The organism is Proteus sp. fly-1013 (assembly GCF_040140245.1).
Lineage (GTDB): Bacteria > Pseudomonadota > Gammaproteobacteria > Enterobacterales > Enterobacteriaceae > Proteus > Proteus mirabilis_B.
In genome coordinates, this window is record NZ_JBEEWD010000002.1 from 1 (window position 1) to 21,896 (window position 21,896).

Genomic DNA, 21,896 nt, shown 5'->3' on the forward strand with positions numbered 1-21,896 from the left:
AGTTCGTTTAGTGATTGGTTTCATTACACTCTCCAATTTCAGATTGGAAAAGTGTCAACCTTATTCAGGACGGGTCATAAACCATAAAAAAAGAGGCTTATATAAGCCTCTTTTTCAGTTTAATGGCATCTCTTCTTTATCAGAATCAATAGAGAAGAGGCTCTATTACTGTTTTGCAATTATCTTATTGTCATCTAAATCTAAGATAATCTCTTTACCCGGTAATAATTTGCCAGACAAGATATCTTGAGCTAATGGGTTTTCAACCTCTTGCTGGATAGCCCGTTTCAATGGGCGGGCACCATAAATTGGATCGAATCCAACTTCGCTCAATTTCTCTAATGCAGCGCCTGTAATTGTAACGTGATAACCACGCTCTTCTAAACGCTGGTATAAACGACGCAACTGAATTTGTGCAATCGCTGCAATGTTTTCTTTACCTAATGGGTGGAATACCACAACTTCATCAATACGGTTGATAAACTCTGGTCTGAAATGATGACCAACAACATCCATCACGATGTTCTTCATTTCAGGATAATCAATTGTCCCGAAACGTTCTTGAATTAAATCAGACCCTAAGTTTGATGTCATAATCACAACTGTATTGCGAAAATCGACGGTTCTACCTTGTCCATCTGTTAAACGACCATCATCCAATACTTGTAATAAGATATTGAATACATCTGGATGCGCTTTTTCAACTTCATCTAATAAGATAACTGAATAAGGACGACGGCGAACTGCTTCTGTTAAATATCCACCTTCTTCGTAACCAACATATCCTGGAGGCGCACCCACTAAACGAGAAACGGAGTGTTTTTCCATAAATTCAGACATATCGATACGAACCATTGCATCATCACTATCAAACAAGAAGTTCGCTAGTGCTTTACACAACTCCGTTTTACCAACCCCAGTTGGCCCTAAGAATAAGAACGAACCAATTGGGCGATTAGGATCAGACAATCCAGCACGGCTACGGCGGATAGCATTAGAGACTGCACTTACAGCCTCAGCCTGACCAATAACACGTCTATGTAATTCTTGTTCCATTCTTAGCAGTTTTTCACGTTCCCCTTCTAGCATTCTAGATACAGGAATACCTGTCCAACGTGCTAAGATCTCAGCAATTTCAGCATCAGTGACTTTATTACGTAACAGCTTCATATGCTTATCTTCAGCTTTATTAGCTTCAGCAAGCTGTTTCTCTAACGTCGGAATTTGCCCGTATTGGATCTCTGACATTTTCGCCAAATCACCACTACGGCGAGCTTGCTCTAATGCGATACGTGCTTGCTCTAATTCAGACTTAATATGCTGAGTACCTGTAAGCTCTGCTTTTTCTGCTTTCCACTCTTCTTCTAAAACAGAATACTCTTTCTCTTTTTCAGCAAGTTCTTCATTTAGCATTTCTAAACGTTTTTTACTTGCGTCATCAGACTCTTTTTGCAGTGCTTGTTGTTCAAGTTTAAGCTGAATAATACGTCTATCAAGTCTATCTAATGCCTCTGGTTTTGAATCCATTTGCATACGTAGGCTTGCACCCGCTTCATCAATCAAGTCAATCGCTTTATCTGGCAGCATACGGTCAGAAATATAGCGATGAGATAAAGTCGCCGCGGCAACAATCGCAGGATCAGTAATTTGAACATGATGATGAAGTTCATAACGTTCTTTCAGACCACGCAAAATAGCGATAGTGTCTTCAACTGTTGGCTCTGCTACATACACTTTTTGGAAACGACGTTCTAATGCCGCATCTTTTTCAATATATTGACGATATTCATCAAGTGTTGTTGCACCTACACAGTGTAATTCACCACGAGCTAATGCAGGTTTCAACATATTTCCCGCATCCATAGCACCGTCGGCTTTACCTGCGCCAACCATTGTGTGTAATTCATCAATAAACAGAATGACGCTACCTTCCTGTTTAGATAAATCATTTAAAACGGCTTTTAAACGTTCTTCAAATTCACCACGATATTTAGCACCTGCTAATAACGAGCCCATATCCAAAGAAAGCACACGTTTATTCTTTAAACCCTCTGGGACTTCACCATTAACAATACGTTGAGCTAAACCTTCAACTATTGCCGTTTTACCTACACCCGGTTCACCAATAAGTACGGGGTTATTTTTAGTACGGCGTTGTAAAACTTGAATAGTTCTTCTTATTTCTTCATCACGACCAATGACAGGATCGAGTTTGCCTTGTTCTGCTCTTTCCGTTAAATCCACAGTATATTTTTTCAATGCCTGACGTTGGTCTTCTGCATTTTGATCGTTCACTGTTTCTCCACCACGTATTTTCTCAATCGCTATTTCAAGACTTGCTTTATTCGCTCCGGCTGCTTTTAGCATGTCAGCAACTTGACCACCGGTTTCCATCGCAGCTAAAAGAAAGAGCTCTGATGAAATAAATTCATCACCTTTTTTCTGTGCCAATTTATCGCACAAGTTAAGGTGCTTAATTAAATCATTTGAGGGATGAACCTCTCCACCAGCACCTTCGACTTTAGGTAATCGAGACAAAGCATCATTAATTCGCTCATTAAATTGTGATGCATTAACACCTACGGATGTTAATAGAGGGCGAATTGAGCCACCTTGTTGATTAAATAACGCACTCAGTAAATGTATGGGTTCTATAAATTGATTATCGTTCCCAAGTGCCAATGACTGGGCGTCTGCGAGAGCTTGCTGGAATTTATTGGTTAATTTATCCAGACGCATAACACCTCCAAGTAAAATTTAAAGTAAAATTCGTAACTGGAGAATAGATGAGGTCATTTTGACAATATTCAAGCTCAAAATAAAAATTTTGAGCAAAAATATTTATCAATATTTGAGATAAGTGAGAAAAAATGCTGAGAGGAAGTTTATTTAATCCAGATTAATGATGCCATTCGCCCTGTTGTATGCTCTCGTCTATAAGAGAAAAAGCGTGATGGATCAGTTACAGTACAAAAATCACCACCATAAATCTGAGTTACTCCACTTTCCTGTAAGATTATTCTCGCTAACATATAAATATTAGCTAAGTATTTACCATTATGGGGAATAAATGCAGGCTCGAAGGCAATATTTTTTTCGATAAATGCCAACCGGACTTCTGCACCGACCTCAAAAGCGGTTGGTCCAATTGCGGGTCCTAACCATGCCATAATTTGATCTTTAGGTGCTTTAAAATGCGCAAGCGTATTTTGTAATACACCGTGGCAAAGCCCTCGCCATCCACCATGAGCAGCGCCAACTTCTGTTCCATCAACCGTTGTAAAAAGGACAGGCAAACAATCTGCCGTCATAATTGCGCAAACTTTTTTCTCAGTAGAGGTGTAAAGGGCATCACCTTGTAATTCATCATTTTTCTCAGTATTTAGTGTAACAACATGAGTACCATGAACTTGCTCAAGCCATAATGGCATTTCAGGCAATTGAGCTTGTTGACAAAGTCTGCGTCTATTTTCTTCGACATCAGACAATTTATCACCAACATGAGTACCTAAGTTGAGGCTATTATAAGGTGGCAGACTAATCCCCCCTTCTCTCAAGGTACTGCAAGACCCAATATTTTCAGGTTGTGGCCAATCTGGAAAAATCAATGAAGTCATTTACCAATCCATTTCATCTTTAAACTGTTCAACGTCAGCTTTTAGCACATCGATAAGCTTAACCATATCATCAGGTAATGGTGCATGCCATTCCATTTCAATACCTGTTATTGGATGATAAAGACGTAGCATCGTTGCGTGTAGAGCTTGTCTATCAAATAAACGTAACGTTTCACGTAATTCATCTGAAGCCCCTTTTAAAGGACGAGGTCTTCCTGCATAAAGCTGGTCACCAATTAACGCATGGTGAATATGAGCCATATGAACACGAATTTGGTGAGTACGACCAGTTTCTAAACGCAAACGCAAACGTGTATGAGCACGGAAATGCTCCATAACACGATAATGTGTTACTGCTGGTTTACCCATTGGGTGCACAGCCATATGAGTACGTTTAGTTGGATGTCGAGAAATAGGTTCATTCACTAATCCACCTGCCGTCATTCTTCCTGTTGCAACCGCTTCATACTCACGGGTGATTTCACGACGTTGTAAAGCTTCTACTAAATGCGTTTGTGCAGGAACTGTTTTTGCAACAACCATTAAACCTGTTGTATCTTTATCCAATCGGTGGACAATACCTGCACGAGGTACATTAGCAATCTCTGGATAACGATAAAGTAATGCGTTTAGTACGGTGCCATCTGGGTTACCAGCACCAGGATGTACAACGAGATCTCTTGGTTTATTGATAACTAAAATATCATCATCTTCATAGACGATATTTAACGGAATATTCTGAGGCTCCCAGCGAACTTCCTCTTCAATTAAGGCATCGACTTCAATTTTTTCACCGCCAAGCATTTTTTCTTTTGGCTTATTGATGATTTTATCGTTAACCTGCACTCTATTGTCTAAGATCCACTCTTTTATACGAGATCTTGAATAATCAGGGAACATTTCGGCCAAAGCCTGATCTAAGCGTTGACCCAGCTGTGAATCTGCGACTGTAGCATTAAGTCGTATTTGTTGAGACATAAATAATTTTCTATTAATTAAGTTAGTGTTTTGACGGCACAGCCGTTTCATTTAAAATGAGTTATAGTGTAACCGATTTCAGGGGAGCTTCACGGAGAGACTCCCCAAACCTATTCAGAGGATAATCAATACGTGATGAGACGCATTAAATACCTGGTGGCAGCGGCCACTGTAAGCCTGTTACTTGCTGGCTGTTCGAGTTCAGACAAAGACGCTACTGCCGATATGTCGCCTTCTGAGCTTTACTCAACCAGTCAGGAAAAATTGCTAGATGGCAATTATGGAGCGGCTATCAAACAATTAGAGTCTCTCGATAATCGCTATCCTTTTGGCCCTTACTCGCAACAAGTTCAACTCGATCTGATTTATGCTTATTATAAATCAGCAGAACTACCAATGGCGATTTCTGCAATCGACCGTTTTATGCGATTAAATCCAACCCATCCTAATATCGACTATGTTCTTTATATGCGTGGCTTAACAGCTCAAGCATTAGATGATAGTGCATTACAAGGATTCTTTGGTATTGATCGTTCAGACCGTGATCCTCAACATGCAATCGTGGCATTTAAAGATTTTAGTCAATTAGTTCGTTACTATCCAGACAGCCTTTATGTCGCCGATGCAACCAAACGCCTAGTCTTTCTTAAAAACCGTTTAGCGAAGTATGAGCTTTCTGTTGCGAAATTCTATACTAAACGAGGGGCTTATGTCGCGGTTATTAATAGAGTAGAGCAAATGATGCGTGATTATCCTGATACACAAGCCACTCGTGATGCGCTTGTCTACATGGAAAACGCTTATAAAGAATTAGGTCTGACACTAGAAGCTGAAAAAGTAGCTTCACTGATTGCAGCAAATCCAGCCTAACTAAAAACATCACCATCAAAAACAGCAGCTTATCGCTGCTGTTTTTTTATTCTTTTCTAGCTAAATTGTCTTTACTTTTCATCAGCCCAACCTTCCTAATATGACTGAATAAATACAACTTAACAAGCGGTCTTTTTCAGCTATTTATCATTTGTCACGTTTCTATTACTAGTTACACATACATCTAACAAAAAGTGATTTTGATCATGTTTTAAATTGTGTATCACGATATTCTGAAGTTATCGAAGACGGAGTAATAAAGAGGTAACTATATGATTATAAATATTACTAGCAAACAAATGGAAATTACCCCAGCACTACGAGAACACATTGAAAGCCGTCTAACTAAACTCAATAAATGGCAGGTGAATTTAATCAATCCTCATATTATTCTTACGAAAGATCCTAAAGGTTTTAGTGTTGATGCCAGCATTCATACACCAAATGGGCAACTGGTCGCTAATGCACAACACGCCGATATGTATGTTGCAATTAATGACTTACTGGCAAAACTTGAACGCCAATTAAACAAAGTTCAGCATAAAAATGAATCTCGCCGGGCTGATAACAGCCTGAAAGAAGAGAATTTACTTGTCGATGAAATGTAAATAGTAAAGCAAGATTAAAAATTAGAATAAATCACTGACTCAAAACGCCTCTGCGCATCCTCGTGATGCGCTTTTTATTGTATTTTTCTTGACTCCTTTCACGTCATCATGTTTGATAGCTATATGTTAAATAATTTACCAATCAATATAATGAACAAACATTCACATTTGCCTTTCTTCTTTTTCTTTCTACTCTTTCATTAAGAGGCTTTGTCATTTCAGAAAGAAAAATAAGAACGACAATAGCCTCCAACTGGAGGCTTTTTTATTTATGATGGTATGACATAACGGTATAGGGCTTAAACATGGAAAAACTCGATTTATTAGCAATCAGAGATAAAATCACAACGTTAGATTCAGAATTACTAACGTTGTTAGCAAACAGACGCCAATTATCTGCTGATGTCGCTCAATTTAAATTGAATACACATCGCCCTATTAGAGATAAAAATCGTGAGCGTGAATTACTTGATTTATTAATTGAGAAAGGAAAAAACGTTGGGCTAGATGGTTTTTATATTAGCCGTATTTTTCAAATGATCATCGAAGACTCTGTCTTAACGCAACAAGCCATCCTACAACAACACCTTAATGCAACACCGAATGAGTCAGCTAGAATTGCTTATTTAGGACCTAAAGGCTCTTATTCACATATTGCCGCTCGCCAATATGCAGCTCGCCATTTTGATACCTTCGTTGATTGTACTTGTCAGAAATTTGACGATATTTTTACACTTGTCGATACTGGTCAAGCAGATTACGGTTTACTGCCAATTGAAAATACCAGCTCCGGTGCAATTAATGATGTTTACGATTTACTGCAAACAACATCAATCTCTATTGTTGGGGAAATTCGCATCCCTATTAATCATGCACTTTTAACAAGTGTTGATAGCAGCCCAGAAGAATTGCAAACTATTTATAGTCACCCTCAACCCTTCCAACAATGCAGCCATTATTTAAATCAGTATCCAAACTGGAAAATTGAATATTGCGAAAGTACAGCAGCGGCGATGGAAAAAGTGGCTCTTGCACAATCGCCATACGTTGCCGCTATTGGTAGTGAAGCCGGTGGATCTCTTTATGGTTTAAAACCCTTAGCCAATAATTTAGCAAACCAGCAAATAAACGTAACTCGCTTTATTGTTATTGCGCGAAAAGCGATTGATGTTTCAGACCAAGTTCCTGCTAAAACAACCTTCTTAATGGCAACAGGGCAACAAGCGGGTGCATTAGTTGATGCATTAATGATTTTAAAAAAATACGACATTATTATGACAAAACTCGAGTCGCGTCCTATTAATGGCACGCCTTGGGAAGAGATGTTTTATATTGATGTTCAAGCAAATTTACGTGATATCAATATGCAAAAAGCCTTACACGATTTATCACAAACAACACGCTCATTAAAAATATTAGGCTGTTACCCTTCAGAAAATGTTGTTCCTGTTGAAGTGAAATAACCTCATACAAAGATAAAAGCCAGATTGCGTATAACTATCTGGCTTTTCTTTTACGTTCTTATTTAACGTTAATTATAAGAAGCCATACATCGCAGCAAATATCCAACCAAAGACACAGGAAACGGTTACACCAATTAATCCCGGTAGAATAAAGCTGTGGTTAATAACAAAACGCCCTATTCGAGTTGTACCAGAACGGTCAAATTGAATTGCCGCTAAGTCACTAGGATAAGTAGGCAGAATATAATAACCATAACAAGCTGGTGCCGATGCAATGATATATGCGGGATCAACACCAATACCCAATGCTAAAGGAACAATTGCAGCCAAAGCCGCCGCTTGAGAGTTAACAAACTTAGATACTAATAATAAGACAACTGCATAAGCCCAAGGATATTCTCGTACTAATTGTCCCAATGCCGCTTCTATTTCTTTCATATGCGCAGAGAACATGGTCTCTGCCATCCAAGCAATACCATACACGGCAACAATTGCGATCATCCCTGAACGGAATACTTCATTTTTAGAAATAAGAGAAGGGTTGGTTTTACAGATAATAATAATTGATGCGCCAGCTAATAACATAAACATCTGAATAACGAGCACCATAGATAATGGTTTACCATTAAATACAGGACGTATTTCAGAGAAAGCACCTAATATTGCAACAACAGCAATTGCACCTAAGAATATCCACATTGCTACCCAGTTTTTCATGGGGAGCTTTTTATCTAGAAGTGTTGCTGTATCACCATAAACATAATCATGGTTTTCAGGTACTGAAACAAATTCTTGGAAGCGTTGGTCTTTATCTAAGTCTTTTCCTCTAAACCAGCTAAAGATACCAATGGCTAAAATACCAATAAAAGTTGAAGGAATGGTAATTGCTAATAAATCTAAAAACTCAAGGTGTTTACCATTAAAAGTTACATCACCGAGCATTGCGACTAATGTAACAACGGCAACAGAAACAGGGCTGGCAATAATCCCCATTTGAGAGCCAATTGTACTTGCCGCCATTGGTCTTTCAGGGCGAATATTATTTTTAATCGACACGTCATAGATAATTGGCAATATGGTATAAACAACGTGTCCAGTACCACATAATATTGTAAGAGTACAAGTTACGAGTGGTGCAACAATAGAAATATATTTGGGATTTTTACGTAATAACTTTTCTGCTATTTGCAACATAACATCTAACCCACCAGATGCTTGTAATGTTGCTGATGCAGAGACAACGGCAATAATAACTAGCATTACATCAACAGGTGGTTTTCCCGGAGGAAGTTTAAAAATGAAAACTAAAATAACCAGACCGACACCACCTAATAGACCTAATGCAATTCCCCCTTTCCTAGCCCCATAAAATAGACACACTAATATAATGGCGAGTTGTATTAAAAAATCCATAAATTACCCCTTGAAAAACACGTCGGAATATAAATAAAAAATAATACAATTGAGTTTTTAGTACTTCTTGCAAAAAAAAGAGTTTATAAAATATAATTTACGATAATTGTTATAGCCGTTTTTTTGATCATTGTTATAGTTTTTATAATACCTTTTAATTTCATTCAGTTTTAAGATCTCATCAACAAATAACTTTTAATAAAAAGACAATATCGAACATTAATTATTCTTTAATTAAACCCAACAATAACAATTAAATAACAATAAATATAAGATAGATTAGTCTTTTAATAAAATTAGATATTTATCCCATTGTTTTTAAATGTATATTTATATTTCTCTATTTTTATTTTCTGAATAAAAATAGGTAATTTATATCTATTATTAAATTTTTGAAATGACAGGGAGATTATATGAATACTTTTATCATACTGATTTTAAGTCTATTTTTTACTAATAACGTAGATGAAGTTCAATCACAAGAGAGCTATTACGCTTATTCGTTAACGTCTCAATCGGATTTGAGTCGTTGCACAGTAAGCCCTTGTCCTGACCCCAAAGACTATTGAGTTATAGCATATTGTTTGAATAGGGATTTTTATGAATAAAAAATATATATTAATACTCTCATTTTTCTTCGCTAGTTATGCAAGCGCTCATTTTTATGAAGAAGCAAAAGGAAATAGAGCATCAATAAATGAGTATTCTCAAAATAATAGCAATACGTCTGATCCTAGTGGTTGTGTTTGGCCACCTTGTGATGATGAGTGGTGATAAGCTAAACATAAAATAATTAATAAAATAAAAAGGCCGAACAATTTATTTATTGCTCGGCCTTTTATATAACAAATAATTTAACTAGATTCGGCTATCATTCGCTTTTTGTAATAATACACCACTCTCTTTCATAAATTGAGAAGCATAATCACCAAACCAATCACTCACGTTATTAAATGAATGGATAAACTCACTCTTTGCATTTATATCTAATAGATCGATAGCTTGACCTAATGAGTGATGATATCTACGAATTAATTCAATATTCTCTTTCGATGACAAAATAATATCAGCATAAAGTTGTGGATCTTGAGCAAATAAGCGCCCTATCATTGCCAATTCTAAGCGATAAATAGGTGATGAGAGTCTCAGTAAACTAGCTAAATCAACTTTTTCTTTTGCTAAATGCTGACCATAAGCAAAAGTAGTAAAATGTCGAAGTGCCTGAATAAAACTCATGTTTTTATCATGCTCTTCTGGCGCAATTGCCTCAATTCTTGCACCCCATACCATTAACTGCTCTAGCAACCATTCAAATTCTGTATGGTTTCGTCCTTCACAGTACGCCACAACTTGTTTTGCTAAGCTAGGTACATCAGGGCCAAACATTGGATGAAGACCTAAAACTGGCCCACTATGTGCTTTTAACATTGCTTCTAAAGGGGCTGTTTTAATAGAAGCAAGATCCACAAGTAAACAGTTTTTAGGTAACGCAGGAAGTTTTTCAATAACCTCAACAGTTAAATGAATAGGTACACTGATAATCACCATTCCGGCATTATCAAAAATAGCAGGCGATTTAGTTTGCCATTCATCCGCTTCTAAGCTTTCAACGTGATAGCCAGAGAGTGTAAACAAACGAGAAAATAGTTTACCCATTTTCCCATTTCCTCCCACAATAACGATTTTACCAAGTTGAGGATTGAGAGTTTTAAATCCTTTATCATTCTCTTTAGTATAGGATTCTCGCATCACTCGGCGTAATACATCTTCAATTAAATCTGGGGAAATTCCCATCTTTTGTGCATCATTACGACGAGAAGCAAGCATGGAGGCTTCTCTATCAGGTGCATAAATCGGTAAGCCATGGCGGTTTTTAACTTCTCCCACTTCAGCTACCAGTTGCATTCTTTTTGCGAGTAAAGAAAGCAGTGATTTATCTACCTGATCAATTTGCTCACGCAAACCTCGTAATTCTTCAGCCATCTATGCTTGCCTCTTTTTTCTTTATGATTATCTAACTTAGCTAACTTTTTTTAACTGCGCTTCACGCTGAGCCAAAATCGGGGAAAGTTGAGCATGTAAATTTCTTAACACAGACTCCGTTGTTTCCCAACTAATACATGCATCTGTTACTGAGACACCGTATTTCATTTCACTACGCGATTGCTCTGACGATTGGTTGCCTTCATTAATATGACTTTCTAACATAATACCCGTGATAGATTCATTACCTTTAGTGATTTGCTCAATCACTGAATCAACCACTGCCGTTTGACGACGGAAATCTTTGTTAGAGTTACCGTGGCTACAATCAATCATTAATGATGGTTTTAATCCTGCTTTTACCATTTGAGCTTCGCATTGAGCAACATCTTCTGCATGGTAGTTTGGTGTTTTACCGCCACGTAAAATCACATGACCATCAGGGTTACCTTGTGTTTGCAATAAGCAGACCTGTCCTGATTGATTAATTCCCATAAAACGGTGTGGCATAGAAGCCGCCTTCATCGCATTAATGGCGGTATCTAAATTACCATCTGTTCCGTTTTTAAATCCAACTGGCATTGAAAGCCCAGATGCCATTTCACGGTGAGTTTGAGATTCAGTTGTTCTAGCACCAATTGCTGACCAACTAAACAAATCACCTAGGTATTGTGGGTTATTAGGATCTAACGCTTCAGTTGCCAGAGGCAGACCTAATTGTACAAGTTCGGTCAGTAGCTTACGGGCAATGTGTAACCCTTTTTCCATTTCAAAGCTACCATCCATAAATGGATCGCTAATTAAACCTTTCCAGCCAACGGTTGTACGAGGTTTTTCAAAGTAGACACGCATCACAATGTACAGACTATCACTTAATTCAGACGCTAAGACTTTCAGGCGTTTTGCGTAATCTAACGCAACATCGACATCATGAATGGAACAAGGCCCACATACCACGAGTAAGCGAGGATCACGACGTTGGACAATTTCAGAAATTGTTTGACGTGACTGAGCAATGGCATGCAGATCATTGCGACTCAATGGGTATTTTTGTTTTAACTCTTCTGGAGTAATTAAAACCAGCTCTTCGCTGATATTCACATTATTGAGTGCGTCTTTTTGCATGATCATAATCTTTACCTTTTTTATATCTGTCATTGTGATTTTTTGTGTGTCTGAAAGATAAGATAACATGCAATGTAAAGAAATCAATCCGTATTTTTAATAAATTTGACATATTTGTAATTCAATCTTTACACTGATTATTTTTATTATAAATAAACAATAAATAACAATCAGTTACAAATATAAAGAAAGATAAAAATAACGTGATGAAGATTAAATTAAAACACAATAGTGTAAATTAATATTTACACTTTATCTTTTAATGAATCTCGACATAAGAAGAATAGATAAAATAGGAATATAAGAAGTAAAAGAGAGAAAAAACTAATAAATAATATTTTCAATATAAGAGATATAAAAAAAGGTCAGCAAATGCTGACCTTTTAACAATAACTTTCGGATGTGCGAAAGCGTATTATTTAGCGTTAAGACGCTCTTTGATACGAGCAGCCTTACCTGAACGCTCACGCAGGTAGTACAGTTTAGCTTGACGAACCGCACCACGACGTTTAACAGTGATGCTATCTACGACTGGAGAGTGAGTTTGGAATACACGCTCAACACCTTCGCCATTAGAAATTTTACGAACAGTGAATGCAGAGTGCAGACCGCGGTTACGAATAGCGATAACCACGCCCTCGAATGCCTGCAGACGTTTTTTAGAACCTTCAACAACCCATACTTTAACTTCTAAAGTGTCACCAGGACGGAATGAAGGAACATCTTGCTTCATCTGTTCTTGTTCGATTTGTTTAATAATATTGCTCATAATAACTCTCTTACCCTAGGTAAACTGATATTAATGACATCTTGTGTCAGACTTACTCTGCTGTTCCTGACAGATGTTCCCGTTGGAACTCTGTTAACAGCACTCTTTGCTCGTCAGTCAGAGCTAGGCTTTCCAGAAGCTCAGGTCTTCTTAGCCAGGTTCGACCCAGTGATTGTTTCATGCGCCAGCGATTAATATGAGCATGGTTGCCTGACAGTAAAACTGCCGGAACTTCCATACCATCTAAAACCTCTGGGCGAGTATAGTGAGGATGATCCAGTAAACCTTCAGCAAAAGAATCTTCTTTCGCAGAGGCTGCGTGTCCGAGAACACCCGGTACAAAGCGCGCTACTGCATCTATCATTATCATGGCAGGTAATTCCCCACCACTTAATACGTAATCACCTACAGACCACTCTTCATCGATTTCAGTCTGAATGACACGCTCGTCTATACCTTCATACCGACCACAAACTAGAATTAGCTTCTCATTTGTTGCCAGTTCACAAACTCCTTGTTGATCGAGTTTGCGTCCCTGAGGTGATAAATAAATCACCTTTGCTCCATCACCTGCCGCAGCTTTCGCTTGATGAATGGCTTCCCTTAAAGGTTGAACCATCATCAACATACCGGGACCACCGCCATAAGGACGATCATCAACGGTATTGTGTCTGTCGTATGTAAAATCTCGGGGATTCCAACATTCTACATTGAGCAGACCATGCTTCACTGCCCGACCAGTCACCCCGTACTCGGTTATAGAGCGGAACATTTCTGGAAATAGGCTAATTACCCCAATCCACATTTTTGTGTCCCACTATTGAGAACCGTTAACCGGATAATCTAAAAACCAGGATCCCAATCAACGATAATTTTTTTCGCTGAGAGATCGACTTTCTTGATAACCTGCCCATCAAGAAACGGAACTAGCCGTTCCCCGATACCGAACGCATCTTTCAGATTCGCTTTAATTACCATGACATCATTTGAGCCCGTTTCCATCATGTCTGTAACGACACCTAGATCGTAGCCTTTATCAGTTTCTACATGGCAACCCATCAGATCTTTCCAGTAATATTCACCTTCAAGTTCTGGAAGTTGCGAAGTATTCACGACAATTTCAAAATTAGTCAGGAAATTGGCCGCATCTCTGTCATCAATACCTTTTAGCTTGACGATAATATCTTGGTTGTGATGTTTCCAACTTTCAATTTCAATGGTTTCCCACTGTCCATGACGCTGAATAAACCACGGTTGATATTCAAAAATATTTTCGGCGTGTTCGGTGGAGGAAAAAACTCTGAGCCAACCACGGATCCCGTAAGGTGAGCCCAACTTACCCATAACAATAGGTTCTACAGGCTCTTTTAAGGTTTTTTGTTCGCTCATTGTTACCACCGCGACAGATTAAGCGCTTTTCTTCGCTGATTTGATCAGGCCAGCAACACGTTCTGAAACTGTTGCGCCTTGAGCAACCCAGTGTTCAACACGGTCTACGTCTAAACGTAATTCTTCTGCATTACCGGTTGCCAGTGGGTTATAAAAGCCTACACGCTCAATGAAACGACCATCACGCGCATTGCGGCTATCGGTTACTACTACTTGGTAAAACGGACGCTTTTTTGCGCCGCCACGAGCTAAACGAATTGTTACCATAACATCCTCATTAGTTAATAAAACAACCAGACGCCATCGAGGAACGGAGTCCGGTTGTCATATAAAAAGCCCGAAAAGTTTACTCACTTTGGCGAAAAAAGCAATCCAAAGCACGTTTTTTTTCAGGCTTTTTGATTTTATCGGCCTGGGAATCCAGGTGGCATCATACCTTTCATGCTACGCATCATCTTAGCCATGCCACCTTTTTTCATTTTTTTCATCATACGTTGCATATCATCAAACTGTTTTAACAAACGGTTGACGTCTTGCACTTGTGTTCCTGAACCCGCTGCAATACGGCGTTTTCTGGAACCTTTGATGATTTCCGGTTTTTGGCGTTCTTTTTTAGTCATGGAATTAATAATCGCTTCCATTTTCACTAAAATTGAATCATCCATTTGTGATTTTACTGCATCTGGCACCTGAGACATACCCGGCATTTTGCTTAACATACTCGCCATGCCGCCCATGTTCTTCATTTGCTTTAATTGATCTAAGAAATCATTTAGATCAAAGCCATCACCTTTTTTAAGTTTTGTCGCGAGCTTTTCAGCTTGAGCTCTATCAACTTTGCTTTCAATGTCTTCAATCAAAGACAGAACATCACCCATGCCTAAAATACGAGAGGCAATACGATCTGGGTGGAAAGGTTCTAAGGCTTCTGTTTTTTCCCCAACACCGAGGAATTTAATTGGCTTACCTGTGATATGGCGAATTGATAATGCCGCACCACCGCGCGCATCACCATCAACCTTGGTTAATACAACCCCTGTTAATGGCAGTGCTTCATTAAATGCTTTTGCTGTATTTGCCGCATCTTGACCCGTCATGGCGTCAACAACAAACAGGGTTTCAACTGGATTAATGGCTTTATGGAGAAGTTGGATCTCTTCCATCATGCCTTCATCTACGTGTAAACGACCGGCTGTATCCACCAGCAATACATCATAGAATTGAAGTTGTGCATGTTTTAATGCATTACTTGCAATTGTGACTGGATTTTCTTGAACAGTCGAAGGGAAGAAATCAATGCCAACCGTTTCGGCTAACGTTTCAAGCTGTTTAATCGCTGCTGGGCGATAAACGTCAGCAGAAACAACAAGAACTTTTTTCTTCTTTTTCTCTTTTAAGAATTTACCTAATTTTGCGACACTGGTCGTTTTACCGGCACCTTGTAAACCAGCCATTAACACAACAGCTGGCGGTTGTGCTGATAGATCAAGGTCAGTATTCACTTCCCCCATCGCATTGACGAGTTCATTTTGAACAATTTTTACAAATTCCTGACCCGGTGTCAGGCTTTTGTTAACTTCATGCCCTACTGCGCTCTCTTTGACGCGCGCAATAAAATCACGAACCACAGGTAAGGCAACGTCGGCTTCTAATAAAGCCATACGCACTTCACGCAGTGTCTCTTTAATGTTTTCTTCGGTCAGTCTTCCTCGACCGCTTATATTGCGCAATGTGCGCGATAGTCTGTCACTTAAATTCTCAAACATTATCTTAGCTCAGTGTTAAAGTTGGGCTTATCGGTCATGTATGCCACCGATTATATCACGATGACTCGCGGATCTCTGCATAGAGATTTAAGCTTAATGACTTCAATAGTTGGAGCCGTATGCTCCTAGCGCTATACTAGGAAGTTATTCAAACAATATATGTAAGCGAAACTATGCCCGTTATATCAATCTCTATCGTCGCTGTCTGCGCTTATTTACTCAGTCTGGTGCTGTTTTTGCCCGGTCTGTTACGAAAAGAGCAGAATGGATACCGCGGATTAGCTCTACTATTTGCGGTAATTGCACTTGTTGCACATGCCATTTCATTAAAATTTTTAATTTTCCGTCCTCACAGCGGACAGAATCTTTCACTCACCAATCTAGGTGCGATTGTTAGTCTGATGGTCTGCGTTATTATGACGATTGTGGCTTCTCGTGGCCGAGCATGGTTCTTACTGCCTATTGTTTATTGTTTCGCAATAGTCAATCTTGTTATTGCAGCACTTATGCCGGGCGAATTTGTTACACATCTTGAAAGTAGCACATCACTCTTTATTCATATTGGGCTGGCTTTATTAAGCTATGCCACACTGTTAATTGCCGCTTTATATGCGTTACAACTAAGTTGGCTCGACTATCAACTAAAAAATAAGAAACTAAAATTCTCACCTCAAATGCCACCATTAATGTCAATTGAGCGTAAAATGTTTCATATCACACAAGTGGGTGTGGTATTACTGACTCTGACCTTATGTACAGGTTTGGTGTATATGGATAATATTTTTGGTAAAGAAAATATCCATAAATCTATTTTCTCTATCATTGCTTGGTTTGCTTACATCATTTTATTATGGGGACATTTCCGAGAAGGATGGAGAGGAAAGAAAGTCATTATCTTTAATTTGATTGGCGCTATTATTTTAACATTAGCTTTTTTTGGTAATCGTTTATTACAAGAGTTAGTGCTTAATTAATTTTCTATTTTAGGGTAGCAAAAGGATCTCAATTTTGGAGCATGTGTCGACAACTACGCTCATTATCATACTTGTATGTATGATTATTGCCTCAGCTTATTTTTCTGGGACTGAAACCAGTATGATGACGATTAATCGATATCGTCTTCGTCATGCTGCAAAACAAGGAAATCGCTCTGCAAAACGTGTAGAAAAATTATTACAACGTCCTGACAGATTGATTAGTTTAGTATTGATTGGCAATAATCTGATTAATATTGTTGCGTCTGCACTAGCTACCATTGTTGGTATGCGTTTATACGGTGATGCAGGTGTAGCAATAGCCACTGGTGTGCTGACCTTTATTATCCTGATTTTTGCTGAAGTGCTTCCAAAATCAATTGCGGCACTTTATCCAGAGCACGTTGCTTATCCAAGTAGTGTTATTCTCTCTCCTTTGCAAAAATTGATGCTGCCTATTGTTTGGTTTTTTAATAAAATCACATTAATACTGATGCGTATTTTGGGTATTAAGTCCCCAGTAATACAGGGAAATGCGGTATCAAAAGAAGAGTTAAGAACTATCGTTAATGAATCTAAATCAAAGCTTTCACAAAGAAATCAGAATATGTTGCTGTCGATTTTGGATTTAGAAAAAGTAACAATTGGCGATATTATGGTGCCAAGAAATGAGATTTTTGGTATCGATGTCAATGACGAATGGAAATCTATCGTAAGACAGTTAACTCATTCTCCTCACGGTCGAATTGTGCTTTATCGTGATACGCTTGACGATGCAATTGGCATGTTACGTGTACGAGAAGCTTATCGCTTAATGACTGAGAAAAAAGAGTTTACCAAACAAATTCTGATGAAAGCTGCCGATAAAATCTACTTTATCCCAGAAAGCACACCGTTAAACCTACAACTCGTCAACTTCCAACGTAATAACGAAAAAGCAGGTGTTGTGGTTGATGAATATGGTGAAATTCAAGGTTTAGTAACCGTTGAAGATATTCTTGAAGAGATCGTAGGTGACTTTACTACTTCGATGTCTCCTTCTTTAGCAGAAGAAGTCATCCCTCAAAAAGACGGTTCATTGTTAGTTGATGGCACAACAAATATTCGAGATATCAATAAAGCTTTTGGCTGGCATTTACCTGAAGATGAAGCTCGAACAATCAATGGTGTCATTATTGAAGAGCTAGGTGATTTACCTGTTGTCGGTAATAAAATAAAAGTGAGTGACTACGAATTTGAAATCCTTGAAGTTCAGGATAACGTCATCAAAAAGGCGTTAATTCGCCACCTTTCAATCCCACATCATTAGTGAATACAAATAAGCGCCTTTTAAGGCGCTTATTTTTTGCAGTTTACCCTAGTTCAAACCGTAATTTACTATTACGAAAATCAAACTCTCTGGCGGGTTTCATATAGAAAGGCTCTATTGCTTGCTCTTGTATTAGTTTTGTAGGCTTTAATTGTTGATAATCAGAATAAAAACCATGATTTTTGACCCACATAACTAAGTTTAATGCAGGCTGGTAAGAATAATCAGCGCCATACTCTTCACGCCTACAAATAAAACATGCCGTCTCTCCTTTATTCAAAGTAAGAGAAAGGGACTTGCGCGGAAAATTAGTAATAAGTGCCCCCTCATCGTTTATCGCTTCAATATTAAAATGATGAGGTGCTAAGCTACGAATATTTTCATATTTTAGCTGCGAATTCTCGCCGCTATAACTGTTTGTTTTAATTTCATCTTGTTGAAAATACCAACGATATTGCTCTTCATCTTTTTCTTTATAAAGATAATCACCACATATTTTCATTATGGTGTTTGTTTGTGGTTTAGTGAGCTTAGCAAATAATTCAGGATTGAGTTCTGACGAGAACAGTAACGAATCAGGCTTGATAATAAGCTCTGTTTCGCACTGAGTGCGTTTAACATACTTTTTGTGAACTCGCTCTAAGTAACGATATTCAAGTGCTTTAGAACGCCCCTGATAGAAAAAGGCATCTTTAGGAAATTGAGTACGTAATGTGCCTTTACCTACAAAATAAAATTCTCGAACAAAAAACTCTAACACTAATTTAGGTGATGAGAATTTGTGATTTTCCATAACAAAAGTGTACTCCGTGTATTAAGCATAAATTTAATCCATTACTGTGCTAACAATATAAGAAGATAAGAAAATAAAACAATGGAGGAGAGAAAAGAAAAATAATGAGGAGATAAAAACAAAAAAGAGACAATAAATCAGAATGCGAATTTCCTGATCTATTATCCCCTAACGTCATAAATTAGCTATCGCTTAGATATGCAGCTCTTTTAAAGTCTCTTCAGGCAGGGCTAATTCATCGTTATGATTAATGCCAATGCTATGAGATAAAATATCGCGTGCAATATCTTGAGCTTCTGTCAGTGAATGCATTTCATAGGTACCACATTGGTACACGTTCAGCTCTGGGATATGGTTTTGATCTTTTACTTTCAAAACATCTTCCATTGCTGCTTTCCATGCATTAGCTACACGTTGCTCTTCAGGTTGTCCAATTAAGCTCATGTAGAAGCCTGTACGGCATCCCATTGGAGAAATATCGATTATCTCAACACCATTACCATTAAGATGGTTACGCATAAATCCAGCGAACAGATGCTCTAATGTATGAATTCCTTTCTCAGGCATGGCTTTTTTATTTGGCACAGTAAAACGTAAATCAAATACCGTGATGGTATCACCTGATGGCGTTTTCATTGTTTTAGCAACGCGTACAGCAGGTGCTGACATACGTGTATGGTCAACAGTAAAGCTATCCAATAAAGGCATAAAAAACCTCCTAAGAAAAATTTAAATATTTTTAAGAAAAAATGAAACTTTCTACGAGTAGCCCGGTCTTAGTAATGAATACGCGCAAATTGTTATCATCCCTATTTCTCTATAGAATTTTTTAGCCACACAAATCTTAGTGTGGCTTTTTTCTATCTAAGTTTAGGAAGCCACGTTATCGGTGTTTGTCCCCGCATGGATCTTCAAATACTCATCAAAAGAAATGGTATCACTCTTTTCTAACTCTTCTTGACGTTTTATGGATGAAATTCTCTCATGATCAAAAGCTTCATCAGTTAACGTTTCATAAGGTGTTTTAATTAATTCTTGGTAATATTCTTCAGCTAAAGATAAACCGAAACCACCAATACCTTGTGTTTTAATTTTGTCTAAAAGTCTGCCAGAGAAGGTTAATTCAGGATTATCGAACATTTCCTCTAACTTAACGCAAACTTCCATATATTTAGTGCCTGAACAGCAATCAAGAACATTAGCAACACGTTCTAAATCAGCAAATAAGGCTTTACCAACTTGCGCTAGTGGCTCTTTTCTTTCGCCACAACCCATTCCAATAACTTGACCTGGCTTACGCCCTTCTAGAATAACGTTATTCCAATTTGAACGGCAGCACGCTAATTCAGAGGCACTCATCTCTGGGGCATCCGCTAATACACACCAGATCAGGAATAAATCAAGGAAGCGAATTTGAGTTTCATCAACACCAATTGGCGTAAATGGATTGATATCAAGTGAGCGGACTTCGATATATTCAATACCACCACGTAATAACGCATCAGAAGGTGATTCATCACCTTTAACTACACGCTTAGGACGAATAGGTGCATAGAGTTCATTTTCAATCTGCAACACATTGGTGTTTAACTGAATATACTCACCGTCTTTCTTAACACCTAATTTAGCAAACTCTTCAGAAGGCTTATGGATCGCTTTTTTCAGCCCTTTGACATACGTTTCAAGATGATTAAAGGTGATATCTAAATCGCTTTGAGATTTATTGGTATACCCTAAATCACTTAAACGTAATGAAGTTGCATAAGGTAAATACTTCGCCCCTTTAGGCGTACTTTCAAATGGTAAGTTTGTTTCTCTTCCTTTTAAGAAAGATCCACAAATTGCCGGTGATGCACCAAAGAAGAATGGAATGATCCAGCCAAAGCGATAGTAGTTACGAATAAGACGTAAGTAACCGTCAGAAATCGCCTCTTTCCCACTCTCTTCGTCTTTTACATTTGCCCATGCTTGCCAAAACTCGATAGGCAGTGAGAAGTTGTAATGCACACCTGAAATAGTTTGCATTAACGCGCCATAACGATTTTTAAGCCCTTCACGGTAGAGTGTTTTAAAACGCCCAACATTAGAGGTGCCAAATTGAGCCAGCGTAATCTTATCTTCTGCTTCAATAAAGCAAGGCATACTCATAGGCCACATACGTTCATTATCTAAGTGACGTGCTGTGTAGCGATGTAAATCACCTAAAAAATGCAAGGTATGTGCAATGTTATCATCAACAGGTGTAATAAACTCTAATAGAGACTCAGCAAAATCAGTCGTGATCCATTTATGAGTTAATGATTTACCTAATGAAATAGGATGCTCTGTTGATGCTAAATTGCCTTCTGGCGTAACTCTTAAGGTTTCACGCTCTATACCACGGTGGATTCCACATAAAACTTTAGGGTGTGCTTCCAACCAAGAAAGCGCTTTTGATACGTCCGGGATCAAAGGTGACCTCCCGCGTTGATTGATGTTAGTAAATAGATAGGAGTTACTTTATCGCAAAGTCACTAAATTGTCGCTGATTAGATGATGTTAGCATTGTTAGTTGATGCTAAACAAAGACGTTATATGATGAGAAATAAGAGAATGCAGAAAAGCAAAAAGCCCCGCAATAGCGAGGCTTTGAAGATGGTGCATCCTGGAGGATTCGAACCTCCGACCGCTCGGTTCGTAGCCGAGTACTCTATCCAGCTGAGCTAAGGATGCGGGTCTGACGTTTTTGCTAGAAATAATTAAACTAAGATATCTAATAAAAGATGGTGCATCCTGGAGGATTCGAACCTCCGACCGCTCGGTTCGTAGCCGAGTACTCTATCCAGCTGAGCTAAGGATG

General features: G+C 38.3%; 21 protein-coding genes, 1 tRNA gene and 1 other annotated feature. Of the genes, 7 read left to right on the top strand and 15 right to left on the bottom strand.

The window, feature by feature from the left end:
• Positions 1-165 precede the first annotated feature (165 nt).
• From clpB to rluD, 3 genes are all read right to left on the bottom strand, one after another.
• A complete protein-coding gene (gene clpB / locus ABN236_RS03920; protein WP_088493479.1) occupies positions 166-2,739 on the bottom strand; it encodes an ATP-dependent chaperone ClpB in 2,574 nt (857 codons plus the stop codon).
• 146 nt (positions 2,740-2,885) lie between these two features.
• The gene (gene yfiH / locus ABN236_RS03925; RefSeq protein ID WP_349473417.1) at positions 2,886-3,617 is read right to left on the bottom strand and encodes a purine nucleoside phosphorylase YfiH; all 732 of its coding nucleotides are present in this window, start codon (positions 3,615-3,617) and stop codon (positions 2,886-2,888) included.
• Positions 3,618-4,595: a 23S rRNA pseudouridine(1911/1915/1917) synthase RluD gene (gene rluD, locus ABN236_RS03930; protein ID WP_075672439.1), complete on the bottom strand. Its 978-nt coding sequence runs from the start codon at positions 4,593-4,595 to the stop codon at positions 3,618-3,620.
• A gap of 135 nt (positions 4,596-4,730) precedes the next feature.
• On the opposite strand from rluD, the gene bamD reads away from it, so the two are divergent.
• The 3 genes from bamD (at position 4,731) to pheA (ending at position 7,536) form a co-directional block, all read left to right on the top strand.
• Positions 4,731-5,465, top strand: coding sequence for an outer membrane protein assembly factor BamD (gene bamD, locus ABN236_RS03935; protein WP_088493480.1), 735 nt, complete (start codon positions 4,731-4,733; stop codon positions 5,463-5,465).
• 272 nt (positions 5,466-5,737) lie between these two features.
• Positions 5,738-6,073 (top strand): ribosome-associated translation inhibitor RaiA, encoded by a 336-nt coding sequence (raiA, locus tag ABN236_RS03940; RefSeq protein ID WP_075672427.1) that lies wholly within the window; start codon positions 5,738-5,740, stop codon positions 6,071-6,073.
• Between the two features lie 154 nt (positions 6,074-6,227).
• Positions 6,228-6,343: a sequence feature (Phe leader region), on the top strand.
• A 35-nt stretch (positions 6,344-6,378) separates the two neighbouring features.
• Positions 6,379-7,536 (top strand): bifunctional chorismate mutase/prephenate dehydratase, encoded by a 1,158-nt coding sequence (pheA, locus tag ABN236_RS03945; RefSeq protein ID WP_088493481.1) that lies wholly within the window; start codon positions 6,379-6,381, stop codon positions 7,534-7,536.
• Positions 7,537-7,608: 72 nt separating this feature from the next.
• Here the strand turns inward: pheA and ABN236_RS03950 are convergent, their stop codons facing one another.
• A complete protein-coding gene (locus tag ABN236_RS03950) occupies positions 7,609-8,949 on the bottom strand; it encodes an anaerobic C4-dicarboxylate transporter (protein ID WP_088493482.1) in 1,341 nt (446 codons plus the stop codon).
• Between the two features lie 413 nt (positions 8,950-9,362).
• On the opposite strand from ABN236_RS03950, the gene ABN236_RS03955 reads away from it, so the two are divergent.
• Together ABN236_RS03955 and ABN236_RS03960 are read left to right on the top strand one after the other, a co-directional pair.
• Positions 9,363-9,518, top strand: coding sequence for a hypothetical protein (locus tag ABN236_RS03955; RefSeq protein WP_165125333.1), 156 nt, complete (start codon positions 9,363-9,365; stop codon positions 9,516-9,518).
• 31 nt (positions 9,519-9,549) lie between these two features.
• Positions 9,550-9,723: a hypothetical protein gene (locus ABN236_RS03960; RefSeq protein ID WP_349473418.1), complete on the top strand. Its 174-nt coding sequence runs from the start codon at positions 9,550-9,552 to the stop codon at positions 9,721-9,723.
• 84 nt (positions 9,724-9,807) lie between these two features.
• Here the strand turns inward: ABN236_RS03960 and tyrA are convergent, their stop codons facing one another.
• The 7 genes from tyrA to ffh all read right to left on the bottom strand — a co-directional run bounded on the left by tyrA (position 9,808) and on the right by ffh (position 15,981).
• On the bottom strand, positions 9,808-10,932 hold the full coding sequence (tyrA, locus tag ABN236_RS03965) for a bifunctional chorismate mutase/prephenate dehydrogenase (protein WP_349473419.1): 1,125 nt from the start codon (positions 10,930-10,932) through the stop codon (positions 9,808-9,810).
• 36 nt (positions 10,933-10,968) lie between these two features.
• Entirely contained in the window at positions 10,969-12,063 is a 1,095-nt protein-coding gene (locus ABN236_RS03970; RefSeq protein WP_088493484.1) for a 3-deoxy-7-phosphoheptulonate synthase, read from the bottom strand.
• A gap of 409 nt (positions 12,064-12,472) precedes the next feature.
• The gene (gene rplS, locus ABN236_RS03975) at positions 12,473-12,826 is read right to left on the bottom strand and encodes a 50S ribosomal protein L19 (protein ID WP_023580978.1); all 354 of its coding nucleotides are present in this window, start codon (positions 12,824-12,826) and stop codon (positions 12,473-12,475) included.
• A gap of 52 nt (positions 12,827-12,878) precedes the next feature.
• A complete protein-coding gene (gene trmD / locus ABN236_RS03980; RefSeq protein WP_006534750.1) occupies positions 12,879-13,631 on the bottom strand; it encodes a tRNA (guanosine(37)-N1)-methyltransferase TrmD in 753 nt (250 codons plus the stop codon).
• 38 nt (positions 13,632-13,669) lie between these two features.
• Positions 13,670-14,215, bottom strand: coding sequence for a ribosome maturation factor RimM (gene rimM, locus ABN236_RS03985; RefSeq protein ID WP_088493485.1), 546 nt, complete (start codon positions 14,213-14,215; stop codon positions 13,670-13,672).
• Positions 14,216-14,233: 18 nt separating this feature from the next.
• Complete coding sequence (rpsP, locus tag ABN236_RS03990; protein WP_004244772.1) at positions 14,234-14,482, bottom strand: 30S ribosomal protein S16; 249 nt, start codon at positions 14,480-14,482, stop codon at positions 14,234-14,236.
• Positions 14,483-14,619: 137 nt separating this feature from the next.
• Positions 14,620-15,981, bottom strand: a complete 1,362-nt coding sequence (ffh, locus tag ABN236_RS03995) for a signal recognition particle protein (RefSeq protein WP_023580979.1) — start codon at positions 15,979-15,981, stop codon at positions 14,620-14,622.
• 173 nt (positions 15,982-16,154) lie between these two features.
• On the opposite strand from ffh, the gene ABN236_RS04000 reads away from it, so the two are divergent.
• Both ABN236_RS04000 and ABN236_RS04005 read left to right on the top strand, forming a co-directional pair.
• Complete coding sequence (locus ABN236_RS04000; protein WP_349473420.1) at positions 16,155-16,955, top strand: cytochrome C assembly family protein; 801 nt, start codon at positions 16,155-16,157, stop codon at positions 16,953-16,955.
• Between the two features lie 34 nt (positions 16,956-16,989).
• Positions 16,990-18,264 (top strand): CNNM domain-containing protein, encoded by a 1,275-nt coding sequence (locus ABN236_RS04005; RefSeq protein WP_349473421.1) that lies wholly within the window; start codon positions 16,990-16,992, stop codon positions 18,262-18,264.
• A 43-nt stretch (positions 18,265-18,307) separates the two neighbouring features.
• On the opposite strand, the gene ABN236_RS04010 is transcribed toward ABN236_RS04005, so the two are convergent.
• The 4 genes from ABN236_RS04010 to ABN236_RS04025 form a co-directional block, all read right to left on the bottom strand.
• Positions 18,308-19,057: a hypothetical protein gene (locus ABN236_RS04010; RefSeq protein WP_349473422.1), complete on the bottom strand. Its 750-nt coding sequence runs from the start codon at positions 19,055-19,057 to the stop codon at positions 18,308-18,310.
• A gap of 192 nt (positions 19,058-19,249) precedes the next feature.
• A complete protein-coding gene (gene luxS / locus ABN236_RS04015) occupies positions 19,250-19,765 on the bottom strand; it encodes an S-ribosylhomocysteine lyase (protein ID WP_006534759.1) in 516 nt (171 codons plus the stop codon).
• A gap of 162 nt (positions 19,766-19,927) precedes the next feature.
• Positions 19,928-21,508: a glutamate--cysteine ligase gene (gene gshA / locus ABN236_RS04020; protein WP_088493489.1), complete on the bottom strand. Its 1,581-nt coding sequence runs from the start codon at positions 21,506-21,508 to the stop codon at positions 19,928-19,930.
• 184 nt (positions 21,509-21,692) lie between these two features.
• Positions 21,693-21,769, bottom strand: a tRNA-Arg gene (locus tag ABN236_RS04025).
• Positions 21,770-21,896: the final 127 nt, after the last annotated feature.

Coding starts and splice junctions, on each gene's coding strand:
- clpB (WP_088493479.1), bottom strand. CDS start 2,739: ATGCGTCTGGATAAATTAACCAATAAATTCCAGCAAGCTCTCGCAGAC.
- yfiH (WP_349473417.1), bottom strand. CDS start 3,617: ATGACTTCATTGATTTTTCCAGATTGGCCACAACCTGAAAATATTGGG.
- rluD (WP_075672439.1), bottom strand. CDS start 4,595: ATGTCTCAACAAATACGACTTAATGCTACAGTCGCAGATTCACAGCTG.
- bamD (WP_088493480.1), top strand. CDS start 4,731: ATGAGACGCATTAAATACCTGGTGGCAGCGGCCACTGTAAGCCTGTTA.
- raiA (WP_075672427.1), top strand. CDS start 5,738: ATGATTATAAATATTACTAGCAAACAAATGGAAATTACCCCAGCACTA.
- pheA (WP_088493481.1), top strand. CDS start 6,379: ATGGAAAAACTCGATTTATTAGCAATCAGAGATAAAATCACAACGTTA.
- ABN236_RS03950 (WP_088493482.1), bottom strand. CDS start 8,949: ATGGATTTTTTAATACAACTCGCCATTATATTAGTGTGTCTATTTTAT.
- ABN236_RS03955 (WP_165125333.1), top strand. CDS start 9,363: ATGAATACTTTTATCATACTGATTTTAAGTCTATTTTTTACTAATAAC.
- ABN236_RS03960 (WP_349473418.1), top strand. CDS start 9,550: ATGAATAAAAAATATATATTAATACTCTCATTTTTCTTCGCTAGTTAT.
- tyrA (WP_349473419.1), bottom strand. CDS start 10,932: ATGGCTGAAGAATTACGAGGTTTGCGTGAGCAAATTGATCAGGTAGAT.
- ABN236_RS03970 (WP_088493484.1), bottom strand. CDS start 12,063: ATGATCATGCAAAAAGACGCACTCAATAATGTGAATATCAGCGAAGAG.
- rplS (WP_023580978.1), bottom strand. CDS start 12,826: ATGAGCAATATTATTAAACAAATCGAACAAGAACAGATGAAGCAAGAT.
- trmD (WP_006534750.1), bottom strand. CDS start 13,631: ATGTGGATTGGGGTAATTAGCCTATTTCCAGAAATGTTCCGCTCTATA.
- rimM (WP_088493485.1), bottom strand. CDS start 14,215: ATGAGCGAACAAAAAACCTTAAAAGAGCCTGTAGAACCTATTGTTATG.
- rpsP (WP_004244772.1), bottom strand. CDS start 14,482: ATGGTAACAATTCGTTTAGCTCGTGGCGGCGCAAAAAAGCGTCCGTTT.
- ffh (WP_023580979.1), bottom strand. CDS start 15,981: ATGTTTGAGAATTTAAGTGACAGACTATCGCGCACATTGCGCAATATA.
- ABN236_RS04000 (WP_349473420.1), top strand. CDS start 16,155: ATGCCCGTTATATCAATCTCTATCGTCGCTGTCTGCGCTTATTTACTC.
- ABN236_RS04010 (WP_349473422.1), bottom strand. CDS start 19,057: ATGGAAAATCACAAATTCTCATCACCTAAATTAGTGTTAGAGTTTTTT.
- luxS (WP_006534759.1), bottom strand. CDS start 19,765: ATGCCTTTATTGGATAGCTTTACTGTTGACCATACACGTATGTCAGCA.